Here is a 13,500-nt window from a genome sequence, read left to right as displayed (position 1 = left end):
GATCGGTTACAACCGGCTCCCTTAAATACACATCTTATTTCAACTTATCTTTTATGTTGTATTTTTACCTTATTATTTGAATCTTTAAACATTATTTACGTATTGTTATTAATTATATTTGCTTCCTGTGCCCCTTGCTCCTCTGTGATATCTTTTATCTGCAGCGGTTTGATCGCCATCAGGGCAACTATGAATACTGCGCTCAAAACAACCAGTATCCAAAGGGTTAACAGTTTGAAGTAAGAGGCAGCAGTCATTAAGAGAATGATTACCGGCAGCAGATACATCGCATATTTCACAAGCGGCGGGTTCGAAATTTCAACAACATCACCATCTCTCACCTTCTTTCTTACCGATTTCAACATGAAGTGTTTGACCTTCAACTCCGATGTCTCTCCTTTCAGTTGAATCTCTGCTGAATCATTGCCGTATATCGATGAAATCTTTTCATCATCAACATACATTTCAAGTTCTGTCCATTCATTATTTGAGCGTTCTTTCTTCCTGATGACTCTTACTGACATGATAGTTTTCCCCTTTTAATATAAGTACTGATTAGCTATGGCGTGTTACTCCAAACAGTCATTTTAAGCTGTATTTTCATTCTAATCGATGCCCAGTTCATGTCCTTCCTCTGTTATAATTTCTATTTGCAGCGGTTTAATTGACAACATGAAAATGATATAAGCAGCTGTAACAATTCCTACAATCCAGAAACTCAATAAATCTGCGGACAATGCTATAAATATAAAAATCAGTATGATCGGCATCAGATAAAATGAATAAGTCATCAATGATGAGTTGGAAATTTCTACAATATCACCATGCTTAACCTGTTTCTCTACCGATTTTGAAAGTGGTTGTTTGACTTTCAGATTACCTGTTTCTCCATCAAGATTAATCTCTGCTGAATCATGACCGTATATAGCCGTCTTTTTTTCATCATCCATATACACTGCCAGTTCCGTCCACTGATTCGTCAGCCGTTCTTTCTTCCTGATGACTTTTACTGACATGATTGACTCCCCTTTAATTATTCAGTTTATTTTCCTATCTCTGTTCATCACTTTTACTATTGCCTATGACTTCTATTTTATACGTTTTAATAATAAAATCGATGATAAATACTATTCCGACCGCAATAATGAAGAAAATGAGGTATGGCCAGTATTCAATATTGATTGCCATCATGACGCCCGGCGCAATCGCCAGAAATAAGGCAACGAACTGTAAAATGTAATGAATCGTCCGTCGGCTGATCATGACAATGTCGCCGGCCTTTACCGGCACGGGCTTCACCTTTTCAAATACCGGCAGCAGGCTGATTTCAGCATGTTCATCCGGCAGTTCGATTATCTTTTCTTCACCCTTTTTAATTTCATCCACTTTTTTATCATTGATTTTAATGGCAGTCGGCGTCACTGAATCCAGCCTGTGTTCTTCCCGCTTCACTTTAATAGCCATTGCTGACTCCCCTCCTTGATTATATGTACCTCTGAATTTCCGCCCAAAGAGGTTGAGTGCGAGTATAAATCACCCTTATAGGGACGATACCCGTAAGCAGTTTATTTACTCTTTTAAAAGCCTCGCTCACCAAAATGTAGACTGCAATATTATTTGTAATCCGGTTCATTTTTCTATAATGTAGAATAAAATTCCCGACTGAAAGAGGTGAAGACAATGACGGATAACAATAAAAGTTTAACCGTGGATATATTTATCATCAGTTCGGTGTCCGGTCCCTATGAAATTTTAAAGTCGGATAAATATTTATCTTCGGGACAAAATATAGCGATGTGGCTGACTCTTTACTTACTCATTCTTCCATTGATGCTGCTCGCGAATTTTCTTTTGCTTTCACTTTTCAGTACAATCATTTCCGAACCTTTTCTTGGCCTGGGGTTGGTTTCATCAATATTCAGCATGATTTTTTATGTACTTTATATACCATTTTTCTTACTGAACTGCTTCATCATCTATAAATTTAATTATAAGACGAAACCGTTTGATAAGATTTTCAGTGACAACAGCTCAATGCTGCTCCTTCCATTTTTGCTGTATTCGATTGGCGCAATGATGACAGCTTATGAAGGCAGCCTTTTTCCTCTGATTGGGCTCTTCGTAATGTGGGGTGCAATCATTACTTATATCGTCCGTTCAATCAACCAGCTGAAACACTATCATGAACCGTCCGGCACGCAGTCCAGCACTCAATTATACATCGCGGTTGTAATCGCCCTTATGCTTGCACCGTCAATCATTATGCTGATCCTTTCACCCGAGACTTTGGGGATATATTATAAACCGGTCATCGATATATTTTTTGAGGGAATTTAAGTTAAAATACTTGTAAGACATAAAATATTCAAGGGGGATTTTCATGATTAAACCACAAAGACTATATGAAGGCGATACTGTTGCCATCGTGTCACTGTCCAGCGGACTCGCCGGTGAGCCGGGAATCCGGTGGCGCACAGAACAGGGCATCCGATACATCGAAGAGACTTTCAACCTGAAAGTCAAAGTGATGCCGAATGCACTGAAAGGGATTGATTATCTCTATAATCATCCTGAAAAACGGGCGGAAGATTTAAATGAAGCTCTGAAAGATCCGGAGGTCAAAGCGATTATCTGTGCAATCGGTGGTAAGGAAAGCATCCGGATGCTGCCTGATATCGATTTTGAAGCACTGAAAAATAACCCGAAGATTTTCACCGGCTATTCCGACACAACTTCAAATCACCTGATGTTCTATAATAACGGCATCTCCACAAGTTACGGCCCGGCCCTCCTCACAGACTTTGCCGAAAATATCGAGATGGATGAATATACAGTCGAGTCAATCAGGAAGACATGGTTCAGCACCGAACCCATCGGAGAAATAAAGCCCGCAGCGAAACTGCGCGAGTTCGGGCTCCAGTGGGATATTGAAAATAAAAATAAAAGACGTCCGTTGATTGAAAATACCGGTTATGAAAGCATTAACGCCTCCGGTGTCGCGGAAGGCCATCTGATCGGCGGATGCTTTGAAGTCATCAACAACATCAGAGGTACCGAGTTATTCCCGGACCTGAATCAGTTTGACGGCGGGATTTTATTTTTCGAGAATTCAGAGACGAATATTACACCGGAAGCATTAGAGGATAATTTAAGATCTTTATCAATGATGGGCATATTCGACAGAATCAACGGTGTCATCATCGGCCGCCCGGAATCCGGAGTCTATTATGAAGAATATAAGGAAGTCTGGCAAAAAATATTAAAAGAAGCAGGAAGGGAAGATCTGCCGGTCCTCTATAACTTGAGCTTCGGCCACAATGAACCGAAATTCATCGTGCCATACGGTCTGCAGGCAAAAGTCGATACCGAAAATCTGACTTTCGAGATTTTGGAAAGTGCCGTTACAGAATAAAAAGAAGGTGACGCATTAAAAGTCACCTTCTTTTCATTTCATCAAGCCTTCAAAATAATATTTGAGCACATCCATGGCAGCATCGACACCGTTTCTACACCATGTCGGGAAACACACAAAAGCCCGACATCGCTTCAAACCGATGCCGGGCCGTAAGTAATTTTAAGTCTTTTCCCTGTCTCTGCCGGGCCGGCTTACTCTTTCCTCAGTAACCCCCGGGTCTTTCCGATAGTTGATGACGCCGCCCTCATACTCCTCTTCCACCGCTTCTCTAGCAAGTGCCTCTTTACTTTTCTCACGGGCAAACATATTCTCAATCACTTCCACTTTGAAAGTATTCGAATACTTTGCAGTGACCAAAACCGCAAGCAGCAACGGAATGAACGCCCACAATCCAAAGTTCTCATAAATTGGAAACATTGCCGGCAAAATCAGCAGTGAGACTAACAGCCCATACATCAAATAATTGGCAATCGTGTGCCGAATCAGCACCACGTCGCCATTTTTGACAGTGACCCTGTTGCTGAGATCAAAAACTTCGTTATAGTTAATCCTGAACAACGCACCCTGCCTGTGCAGATCCACAGTCAGTTCTTCCTCATTATTAATAGAACCGAACTTTTCATCATCCAGTTTAAAATTAACCGATTTCCAAAAACCGAACACACCGGTTTTCCTCAACACCCTTATATTCATCTTCCGCTTCATTTTCTCAACAACCTTTTATAACAGTTACCACCATTTTAAAGTGTTCCACAACATTCATAAAGCAATTATACTTTTATCGATTCATATATTTTTACAATAGAACTAAAAATTCTCCCGCCATTTATAATAATGTTTACTTTTGCATTTTTATGTATTATTATGAATGTTAACTTAATTTGATAAAGGAGTCTTATTAATGATGCATATCGGTAATTCTGAAGCAGTATTAAATGAAATGATCGACAGCATGGAGTCAATCTATCCGGATATGATTGATGTGAGGAGGGATTTCCATATGCATCCCGAGCTCTCTTTCAAAGAAGTCCGTACACCAAAAATCATCGCTGAGCATTTAAAAGCGCTTGGCATCGAAACTTATGAAAATGTGGGTGCAAGCGGTGTCGTAGGCATACTCCGCGGGAGCCATCCGGGGCCCACGATCGCACTCCGTGCCGACTTTGATGCCCTCCCGATGCAGGATGAAAAAGATGTCCCTTATAAGTCCACAGTCGACGGTGTCACTCACGCGTGCGGCCATGATATACATACAACCGCCCTTATGATGGTCGAGAAAGTACTCGTCCAGCATAAGGATAAAATCCATGGAGACATCATTTTTATACATCAGCATGCAGAGGAAGAACCGCCGGGCGGTGCTTCAGAAATTATCTCATCCGGCCTACTGAAAGATGTGGATTATATTTACGGCGCACATGTCTGGGACGAAGGCGCTCTGGGTGAAATCGGCTTTACTGAAGGATACGCCATGGGCGCTGGTGATAATTTCGAAATCAACCTGTATGGTGACGGCGGCCACGGCGCGATGCCGCATACTTCCGTCGATACACTCGTCGCCGGGTGTCAGCTGGTCGGCAATCTGCAGAACATCATCAGCCGCAGGCTCGATCCGCAACAGTCAGGCGTCGTCACCATCGGGACGATAAAATCCGGTGACTCGTACAACGTCATCCCGTCCAAAGCACATATAGCGGGCACTTCACGATGTTTCAACCCTAAGACGAAGCAGCAAATCCGCGGATGGATCGACCATATTTCAAAGACGACCGCAGAACAGTTCGGGGCGACTGCCGAAGTGATTTTTGCTCAAGGGTACGATGCAGTGTATAACCATATTCCTGAAACAAGAAATCTTAAGGCGCTGGTCGATACATATCTTCCGGCATTGACTACGGTCACTAAAGACCCAGCACTTACAGCTGAAGATTTCGCCGATTATTTAAAAGAATTCCCGGGCACATTTTTCTTTGTCGGCGCACACAGCGATGAAACGTCGCCCAGATATTCACTTCACCATCCAAAATTCAACCCGGATGAACGTTCGATGGTCAATATCGGCAAAGTCTTTTTAACAGCTATATCACATCACCTATTCAGATTGGAGGCATCCCATGACTGATATTGATAATAAAGACCACCGTCCCAAAAAGAAGAAATGGGAGATGCCGGATACGTACGTCATCGTATTTCTCGTTCTTCTCTTTGTAACAGCTGCTACATATTTCGTACCAGCTGGCCTCTTCGACCGTGAAGAAGTCGATGGCGTGGAACGCGTCATTTCCGGTTCATTCAGCGCAGCAGAGACCAATCCGACGGGCATCATGGACCTGTTTCTCGCGATACAGACCGGCATGGTCGAATCTGCCGGTCTAATCTTCCTTGTATTGTTTGCAGGCGGCATGTTCGAAGTCATTGAAAGGACCGGCGCCATAAAGGCCGGCATACTTTCGACAATTTCAAACATGCGCGGCAAGGAATTTTTATTGATTGCGGTCATTACGACACTGTTTGCTGTCGGCGGTGCTGTCGGTGCCCTTGCCAACTCTGTCATACCATTCGTCGCAATCGGTGTCGTACTTGCCCGTGCCTTAAAGCTTGATGCGATTGTTGCAGTTGCAATTACATTCAACGCGGCATTCATCGGTTTTGCAGCGGGATTCCTGAACCCTTACACTGTTGGGATTGCCCATAACATTGCCGAGATTCCTTTATTCTCCGGGATGATGTTCAGAATCATATCCTTTGTTGTACTCATAGGCATCACGATCTGGTACACATGGAGATATTGCAGGACGATTATGAATGACCCAAGCCGCAGTCTGATGGGCATCCTCGAGGCGGATGATGAAGATCCGGAACTGGCTGCTGATTTCACGACAAGACATAAACTGATTTTGTCATGGACGGCTCTGGCACTGGCCTTCTTCGTCTTTGCCGTCGTCCAATTCCAGTGGACGACCGATCATATGGCCGCATTTTTCATCATTATCGGTCTTGTCGCCGGAATCATTGGCGGAATGAACTACAACACATTGACATTAACATTTTTAGAAGGATGTAAGAAACTCGTCTACGGTGCATTGATCATCGGGGTGGCGAGAGCCGTACTCGTCGTAATGGAAGATGCAAACATACTCGATACTCTTGTCAACAGTCTGTCCGCTCCGCTGGAGCTGTTCCCGCCGGTGCTGACGGCTATTCTAATGTTCATCATCAACTCGATATTCAATCTTTTTGTCCCTTCAGGGAGCGGCCAGGCGGCAATCATGATGCCGATCCAAGTACCACTTGCAGATATGATCGGCATCAACAGACAGGTTGCGGTACTTGCTTTCCAGTTTGGTGACGGATTATCCAATTCACTGTTTCCGACTTCCGGAACTTTGATGGCAAGTCTTGCGGTGGCTGCAGTGCCATGGCTGAAATGGGTGAAATGGTTCCTGCCGTTATTTTTAATACTGTCCTTGGCTTCCATGGTGCTGCTCGCCATAGCAGTATTCATTAATCTCGGACCGCTTTAAACGTCAAAATATTTGAAATTTACATTACATTGTCATATATTTATGATGAAATAAGTCACATTTCATGGAGGTTATTATGAACAGACAGGAACAAAAGATATATTCACTTGCTGAAGAAGATGATGTCGTCATTGTGCTGGAACCTAAAAAAGACCAGTCTTTTGCCAGACTCGCCATCAGCAGCTTTATGAATCTGCCGTTCACTTCCAAGAATGCACTTGCAGACAGGGTCAGGAGAAATTCATACTACCTGATCAGAAATGAAGATAAGAACACATTGTATTCGATTGATGACTATTTAAAATATGATGCCTATGATGTATCCGAGGAAGTCAAGAAATCAGAAGATGAGGATGCCTTCGTTTTTATGGGCTATAAATTCACATATACAGAAGTGATTGAGTAACAGAAACACCGGCGCGAAAGTATACGCCGGTGTTTTTTCATATGGGACAAAGACGGGTTCATTTTTTATATGTTTTTCACATGTTACAATGGAAGTGGTCAGATATTAAGGGTGATTTTATGAATGATAATAAAATTTCTTTTATCGTCTACGGTGCATTTTTCTCGATACTCCCGGTGATTCATCTTGTCAATTTCATCATCAACCGCACACCGCCTCCGCCGCTCACGTTCTACAGCCTGATCATCGTTGCTGTAATGAGCTTTTCATTCTCCTATATATCCGTGAACTTCCGTAAAAATGACAAAGAAAAACAGCGTTCAATCATCAGAAGAGGCATCGTCACAGGATTTCTGGCACTGGTGTTTTCCATCGCAATCGCCCTGCCGCTCACCGCGCTGAATATTTTCGACATCCACCTGGTCCATCTGTTCATGATCCTGTTGACGATTTTGGTTGCCGGTGCGTTCATTTCTACAACTGTGTATACGAAAAGATCTTTGAATCCACGGTAGCTGCCCGTCATGCCAGATCCCTTCAGGTACCATTTTCCTGAAGGGATCTTTTTTAGATAACAATGATATTAAAAAAACACCACGCCAAGATGCGCAGTGCTCCATTTTCATCTATTTACCGGTTTTCTTCTTTTGATTGTCTGAAGACTTTTTCCTTTGACTGAAACCCAGCGCTTCAGCTTTTTTGTACAGTGCTTCCGAACGCTTTTTTGAGGCTTTTAAAATGTCACGCTGGCGGTTCACAATATCATTATCGGATTCTTTGAATGAAGCACTCACCATACAATCACCCCATATCACTGATTACATTAACATTATCATAATAATATGCAAACGCACAAACGTCCGCATAAAATTTCAAAGTATCAATGTCCGCTTCTATGAAGCCGTCGGTGCCTTCACTCTGGATGCAGAGCACCCCGACGACGGTGTGATTGATTTTAACGGGCAGCCCGATGATGGAGCCGTAATTATGATTCGGTGAAAAATCCCCTTTAAAGTAAGTGCTCGCACATATATCTGAAACCAGCTCAACTTCGCCGGTCTTCCATACATTGCCGGCAAATCCCTCACCGTATACAAATTCCCTCGACCGTGTCGAGGTGAAATTGACCCTGTGATATGCCGTCATCCTAAGCACATCATCCTCGACGAGATACAATGTAGAAGACTTGTCCGAACGGTCCTGATGCAGCACGGTGATACATTCATCCAGCACATTATTATAAAATTCCGCCGTCCAGCCGGTATGATTTTCATCAAGCAGGCTCGTCAGCGTCCGGATCAGCCTGCTCGAGTTTTTATGATGACGGATGAACGTCTCGCTGACATACTGTACATCTTCAAGCTCGACATCTTTCATTTCCAGTTCATCCAGCAATGAGTCCGTAAAACTTTCCAGCTTCCGATTATCCTCTTTCAGCCGGGCATTTTCCTGCCGGATGGTTTTTATTTCTTCAAGACCGACATCTTCGAAATAAGGGTCATATACCGGGTTCCGGAACCTGAGTCCGAATATCGATATTTTTTCCGCAGAAGATCTGAACCCTTTCGCCACCTCCACTGTGAGCGCAATCAGACCGGCAGCAGAACAGATGGCAAGGATGATATGAATATAACTGACGCCGGCATTTAAATTCGCCTGTTCCAAAATTCTTGATGAACTGCCGGCGACAATGATCAATGCGATCACGACAAAGATAAAGCTGATTACATAACTGAAAAAGTGTTTTTTAGACATAATAAACCTCCTGCCATCTAAAAACAGAACATATGTTCGTATTAAATATAATACAAAACAGTCCAGATTTCAATCCGTAATTATTCAGAGCTACCAGTATGGAAATAAAAAAAGAATCCATCTTGATAATCTTTCATCAGAATGGATCCTTTATATTAGCCGCCGGTTTAACTCAAACCACGTATTTGATTGTGATGGCAAGCGTGCCGTATTTCCTCTCCTGTTCCGGCGTATATATTTCATATGTATTTTCAACCATGGATTCCACTGATCCGCCCTGTGCACCCATGTCTTCGGCCGAAACATTTTCATACATCTCTCTGAATGTTGGAAAGACTTTCAGTCCCTTTACCACTGCCCGGATCTCTTCTGCTTCATCCGGCACTTGTATGAATCGGATCGTATCCCCGACCCGGATTTTTCTACGTTTCTCGTCGTTCAGTCTGACTTCGATTGTTTTTATTCCACTTTTAATAGTATTCAAATGTTGTTCGAACAGACCCATCGTAAGTTCCATAAACTACTCCCTATATCAATAAAAATATGGCACCTGTCACAGCCAGCACCGCACCTGTGAAAAAGCAGCAGTAGGCTGCAGTATTTTTTGACGGCATAGTCTTATCCTGCCCTGTACCCATCCCGTATATTACAGCGACACCGGCCGCAATTGCGACGGACATCGCAATGTAAATCCATGTCTGATACAGCCAGAAATACATGACGAAATGGATCGTCAGCGAGGCACTGAATACGAAAGGGATGAGTGAATGGTGTTTTTTCGCCTGCATGACGATGATCAGCGGCAGAATCAGCATCTGGCTCATCGCAATCGTCATGACGAGATTTGAAAAGATATCACCGCCCGGACGTTCCGTAAGAGCTCCCATAAAGTAGGAGATTAATAGTGCCACAGGCAAAGCGGCCAGACCCTGGAACAAAGTCGCATACCCTGCCGTATTTGCCGAAGTCTTCTGCCAGAAGACACCGCATATCAGCCACGTCACACCAAAAGACATCAGAAACGCCACACCGTAACTGTTAAGCTCGGCCAGTCCGTCCAAAATCGATAAAATCTCATTCGCTTCCATAACTGCCTCCTCTTCCGGATATTAATTCCATTATAAACTTTAAGAACGCGAATTTCAAAATTATATTGTAAATTTATACAAGAATGATGATTGGCGGATTTTGAATGTTTAACACCCCCGCCGCTTCAGGTATAGATAAGGGATTAATCAAGGAGGTATTTTATTCATGAAAGTACTTGTAGTTGGTGCAAATGGACAGATCGGCCATCAGGTCGTTCGAAAGCTGAAAGTTAAAGGACACGACCCTGTCGCAATGGTACGTAAAGAAGAACAGACAAAACAGTTCGAAGATAAAGAGATAGATACTGTACTCGCAGATTTAGAAAAGGATTTTTCTCATGCATTCGAAGGCGTCGACACAGTCGTGTTCGCTGCAGGTTCAGGCGGCAGCACAGGCGCGGATATGACGATTGTCATCGACCAGGAAGGTGCAATAGAAACGGTCGATAACGCGAAAAATGCCGGTGTAAAGCACTTTGTCATCGTCAGTTCCATGGGGGCTGATTCACCGAAGGCACAAAAGGATATCAAGCACTATATGTATGCAAAACACCGTGCCGATGAGTATTTGAAAGCATCCGGCCTCGATTACACGATCATCCGTCCGGGCATGCTGCAAAATGAAGCCGGCACAGGCAAAGTCAGTCTTTCCGAAGAAAATCAGGAAGTCGGCAATGTTCAGCGTGAGGATGTCGCGTCAGTGATCGTCCAGGCTGTAGATGCAGACAAAGCTGAGAATAAAGTGTATACACTGCTCGAAGGCGATACGCCGGTTGAAGACCTGTTCAAATAAAATTTTCATGTACGCACGATATCTTCTCAAACGAAGGTGTCGTGCGTTTTTTATTTTCCGCCTTCATGTAGAATGAAGTTAATAACATACTATATAGGAGGGGTTGAATGAGCAGTAATGAAAGACGTGTGTATGCAGGTATTCCGACATTTTGGCGGCTGCCGGAATCAAGAAATGTGGAAAATAAAGATCTCACGGTGATGGGTGTACCATTTGATATCGGTGTGTCGAACCGTCCCGGTGCACGGTACGGGCCGCGTGCCGTCCGTGAAATATCGCTTCATGATATGAAGACGTACTACCCATGGAACTATGATGTAAAAGAAAAGCTCGACATGATCGACTACGGGGATATCGGTTTTGAACTGGGCACTGAACAGACCGTCGGCATGATTGAAGAGACTTATCAGCATGCAAAGAAAATCTTTGATGCCGGTTCCAAGCTGCTGACCATCGGCGGCGATCATACCATTCCGTATGGCATGGTGCGTGCCGCAAAAGAAAAGTACGGAAAGATTTCTCTGCTGCACATCGACAGCCACCAGGACACGCTCGCGAGCGACGGCTTGAAAATATCACATGCCACGTTTGCCCATGACCTGGCAGAAGAAGGCACGATTGATGCCGGGGCGTCGGTGCAGACATACATCCGTACCAATATGCCGAATGCATTTGATTACAATATCATCTATGCCAATGAAGCGATTGAACTCGGCCCAAAAGCTTTGGCCGCCAAGGTGAAGGCCATCGTCGGTGATAACCCCGTCTATATTACATTCGATATCGACTCACTCGATCCGGCATTTGCGCCCGCGACAGGCACCCCTGTCCCAGGCGGCCCTTCCACTTATGAAATGCGTGCGTTTTTAAAACACCTGACGGGAATCAACGTCGTCGCTGCCGATCTCGTTGAAATACTGCCGAGCTATGACAATGCACAGATTACTGCCCTTGCAGGTGCCACCATTGCGAAAGATCTAATCTATTTGATGGCGGATAATATTGATAAGTAGATGAATATGTTTTAACGCGTCATCCCAAGGCGCAGGATGACGCATTGGAATGACTACTACCTCATCCTTGTCACTCATACACAGATTCCGGACACAAATAAAACCCGAGTGGTGAAGGATTATCCCAATCCAACTTTTTTATTCCAGCACGGACAAGTATAATGGTACTTAAATTACATATAGGGGGATTTATTTTCATGAAAGGGAATCAAACGATACAGCCGGATAATTTTGGCAAGGCTTTTTTAAAGAAGTCTCCAAAAACAATATATAATCAGTTCATCGATGACCTGAAAGGTGTCATTACGCTGGAAAAATTTGAAAAAATGGTTGAGAATTTCAACAGCGATATAAATCAATTCCATTTAAAACATATTTCCCACCTGGGCGAGCACAAGCATTATTTATGGCTCGATGATAAAAGGAAGAAAGCGTTAAGCGTCTACTTCGGTCACGATGATATGGTACATATGCTGACGATCAAACCTTATACAGTCTTTCAGGATTACGGTAAAAGTGTATCGGACGTGTCCTACTCCATGCCGATCAACGAGGAGTGGCTCGTATTCTGGGGCGGTGATAACGAGTTCATCAACTATCATTATGTGTATGGTTCACAGAGATATGCCTACGACCTTCTTATGATGAAAAACGGTAAAACGCATGAAGGCGATCCGACGCAGAATGAGAATTATTATGCTTTCGACAAGGACGTGACTGCCCCGGCCGGCGGCAAAGTGGTTAAAGTCGTCAATAAAATCCGGGACAACACACCCGGCGAGATGAACGCCAAAAAGCCAACAGGAAATCATGTCATCATTCAGCATGCTCCAAAAGAATACAGTGTCGTTGCACATTTAAAAAAGGAATCCATCAATGTGGGTGAGGGGGACATCGTCCAGCAGGGACAGGTCATCGGCAAGTGCGGGAATTCCGGAAACTCTTCAGAACCGCATATCCACTTTCAGGTGATGGACAAAGCAAGACTCATCAGGGCAAAATCATTCAGAATAAAGTTCGAAGACGGCAGTGAGCCCGTTCAGGGAGATATCGTCAACCAACTATCCGGTGACAGAAAGTTTTATGAGAGTGATCTGGAAGCAGCCAAAACACAAGATGATACTTCCATAATGAGTGCGATTTCAGATTCAGTCAGTAAGTTGTTTAAAAGATGAATTGAATTCAATCAAAACCACCAGTGTGAACTGGTGGTTTGCTCTGCGGCTGAAAGCCTCTTTTGCCGGCCTAGGCCTGAAAGGCCTACTGAATGGTCTCCCTTTTGCACCACATCCACACGCTGATTCTCAAAGAATCACTTTATGGTTTCCTGTTTTTCTCGCCGGTAAATGGATCAAATTCTTCGAATAATGTTAATTGGTCACTCATATAATCTTCTTTGAGCTGATTCCGGATGTATTCCTGTATCTGCTTTCGATTTCTGCCGACTGTGTCGACATAAAAGCCGCGACACCAGAATTTGCGATTGCCATATCTGTATTTCAAATT

General features: G+C 43.6%; 18 protein-coding genes. 9 read left to right on the top strand and 9 right to left on the bottom strand.

All coding sequences use genetic code 11. The features are described 5' to 3' along the window. Positions 1-95: 95 nt before the first annotated feature. From BO48_RS12255 to BO48_RS12245, 3 genes are all read right to left on the bottom strand, one after another. Positions 96-524, bottom strand: a complete 429-nt coding sequence (locus BO48_RS12255) for a hypothetical protein (protein WP_496367738.1) — start codon at positions 522-524, stop codon at positions 96-98. Positions 525-605: 81 nt separating this feature from the next. Continuing rightward, positions 606-1,016 (bottom strand): hypothetical protein, encoded by a 411-nt coding sequence (locus tag BO48_RS12250; RefSeq protein WP_496367737.1) that lies wholly within the window; start codon positions 1,014-1,016, stop codon positions 606-608. Between the two features lie 34 nt (positions 1,017-1,050). After that, the gene (locus BO48_RS12245; protein ID WP_496367736.1) at positions 1,051-1,464 is read right to left on the bottom strand and encodes a hypothetical protein; all 414 of its coding nucleotides are present in this window, start codon (positions 1,462-1,464) and stop codon (positions 1,051-1,053) included. 216 nt (positions 1,465-1,680) lie between these two features. Between BO48_RS12245 and BO48_RS12240 the strand changes: the two genes are divergently transcribed. Beyond that, on the top strand, positions 1,681-2,337 hold the full coding sequence (locus BO48_RS12240; RefSeq protein ID WP_496367735.1) for a hypothetical protein: 657 nt from the start codon (positions 1,681-1,683) through the stop codon (positions 2,335-2,337). Positions 2,338-2,380: 43 nt separating this feature from the next. After that, positions 2,381-3,412: a S66 family peptidase gene (locus BO48_RS12235; RefSeq protein ID WP_496367734.1), complete on the top strand. Its 1,032-nt coding sequence runs from the start codon at positions 2,381-2,383 to the stop codon at positions 3,410-3,412. 162 nt (positions 3,413-3,574) lie between these two features. Here the strand turns inward: BO48_RS12235 and BO48_RS12230 are convergent, their stop codons facing one another. Beyond that, the gene (locus BO48_RS12230) at positions 3,575-4,120 is read right to left on the bottom strand and encodes a hypothetical protein (RefSeq protein ID WP_496367733.1); all 546 of its coding nucleotides are present in this window, start codon (positions 4,118-4,120) and stop codon (positions 3,575-3,577) included. Between the two features lie 196 nt (positions 4,121-4,316). On the opposite strand from BO48_RS12230, the gene BO48_RS12225 reads away from it, so the two are divergent. The 4 genes from BO48_RS12225 (at position 4,317) to BO48_RS12210 (ending at position 7,860) form a co-directional block, all read left to right on the top strand. Next, the gene (locus BO48_RS12225) at positions 4,317-5,537 is read left to right on the top strand and encodes a M20 metallopeptidase family protein (protein ID WP_496367732.1); all 1,221 of its coding nucleotides are present in this window, start codon (positions 4,317-4,319) and stop codon (positions 5,535-5,537) included. Further along, positions 5,530-6,939 carry a YfcC family protein gene (locus BO48_RS12220; protein WP_496367731.1) on the top strand — a complete coding sequence of 470 codons (1,410 nt, stop codon included), beginning with the start codon at positions 5,530-5,532 and terminating at the stop codon, positions 6,937-6,939. Before BO48_RS12225 ends, BO48_RS12220 begins: the two co-directional genes overlap by 8 nt. 76 nt (positions 6,940-7,015) lie before the next feature. Beyond that, a complete protein-coding gene (locus tag BO48_RS12215; RefSeq protein ID WP_496367730.1) occupies positions 7,016-7,345 on the top strand; it encodes a hypothetical protein in 330 nt (109 codons plus the stop codon). A gap of 119 nt (positions 7,346-7,464) precedes the next feature. Further along, entirely contained in the window at positions 7,465-7,860 is a 396-nt protein-coding gene (locus tag BO48_RS12210) for a hypothetical protein (protein ID WP_496367729.1), read from the top strand. Positions 7,861-7,971: 111 nt separating this feature from the next. On the opposite strand, the gene BO48_RS12205 is transcribed toward BO48_RS12210, so the two are convergent. The 4 genes from BO48_RS12205 to BO48_RS12190 form a co-directional block, all read right to left on the bottom strand. Next, on the bottom strand, positions 7,972-8,142 hold the full coding sequence (locus BO48_RS12205) for a hypothetical protein (protein ID WP_496367728.1): 171 nt from the start codon (positions 8,140-8,142) through the stop codon (positions 7,972-7,974). A gap of 4 nt (positions 8,143-8,146) precedes the next feature. Then, entirely contained in the window at positions 8,147-9,100 is a 954-nt protein-coding gene (locus tag BO48_RS12200) for a GAF domain-containing protein (RefSeq protein ID WP_496367727.1), read from the bottom strand. Positions 9,101-9,272: 172 nt separating this feature from the next. Next, the gene (locus tag BO48_RS12195) at positions 9,273-9,617 is read right to left on the bottom strand and encodes an ASCH domain-containing protein (protein ID WP_496367726.1); all 345 of its coding nucleotides are present in this window, start codon (positions 9,615-9,617) and stop codon (positions 9,273-9,275) included. 10 nt (positions 9,618-9,627) lie between these two features. Further along, on the bottom strand, positions 9,628-10,188 hold the full coding sequence (locus BO48_RS12190) for a DUF7010 family protein (protein ID WP_092987374.1): 561 nt from the start codon (positions 10,186-10,188) through the stop codon (positions 9,628-9,630). Positions 10,189-10,354: 166 nt separating this feature from the next. Here BO48_RS12190 and BO48_RS12185 point away from each other — a divergent pair, with 166 nt between their 5' ends. From BO48_RS12185 to BO48_RS12175, 3 genes are all read left to right on the top strand, one after another. After that, positions 10,355-10,981, top strand: coding sequence for an SDR family oxidoreductase (locus BO48_RS12185; RefSeq protein ID WP_496367725.1), 627 nt, complete (start codon positions 10,355-10,357; stop codon positions 10,979-10,981). 107 nt (positions 10,982-11,088) lie between these two features. Beyond that, entirely contained in the window at positions 11,089-11,994 is a 906-nt protein-coding gene (speB, locus tag BO48_RS12180) for an agmatinase (RefSeq protein WP_496367724.1), read from the top strand. Positions 11,995-12,191: 197 nt separating this feature from the next. Then, positions 12,192-13,169: a M23 family metallopeptidase gene (locus BO48_RS12175; RefSeq protein ID WP_496367723.1), complete on the top strand. Its 978-nt coding sequence runs from the start codon at positions 12,192-12,194 to the stop codon at positions 13,167-13,169. Positions 13,170-13,311: 142 nt separating this feature from the next. Here BO48_RS12175 and BO48_RS12170 read toward each other — a convergent pair. Beyond that, positions 13,312-13,500 (bottom strand): transposase (locus BO48_RS12170; protein WP_496367722.1); only part of this gene is annotated, 189 nt, incomplete at its 5' end.

This window comes from Lacicoccus kunmingensis DSM 17847, from assembly GCF_059568765.1.
This window is presented reverse-complemented; position numbering and strand designations above follow the sequence as displayed.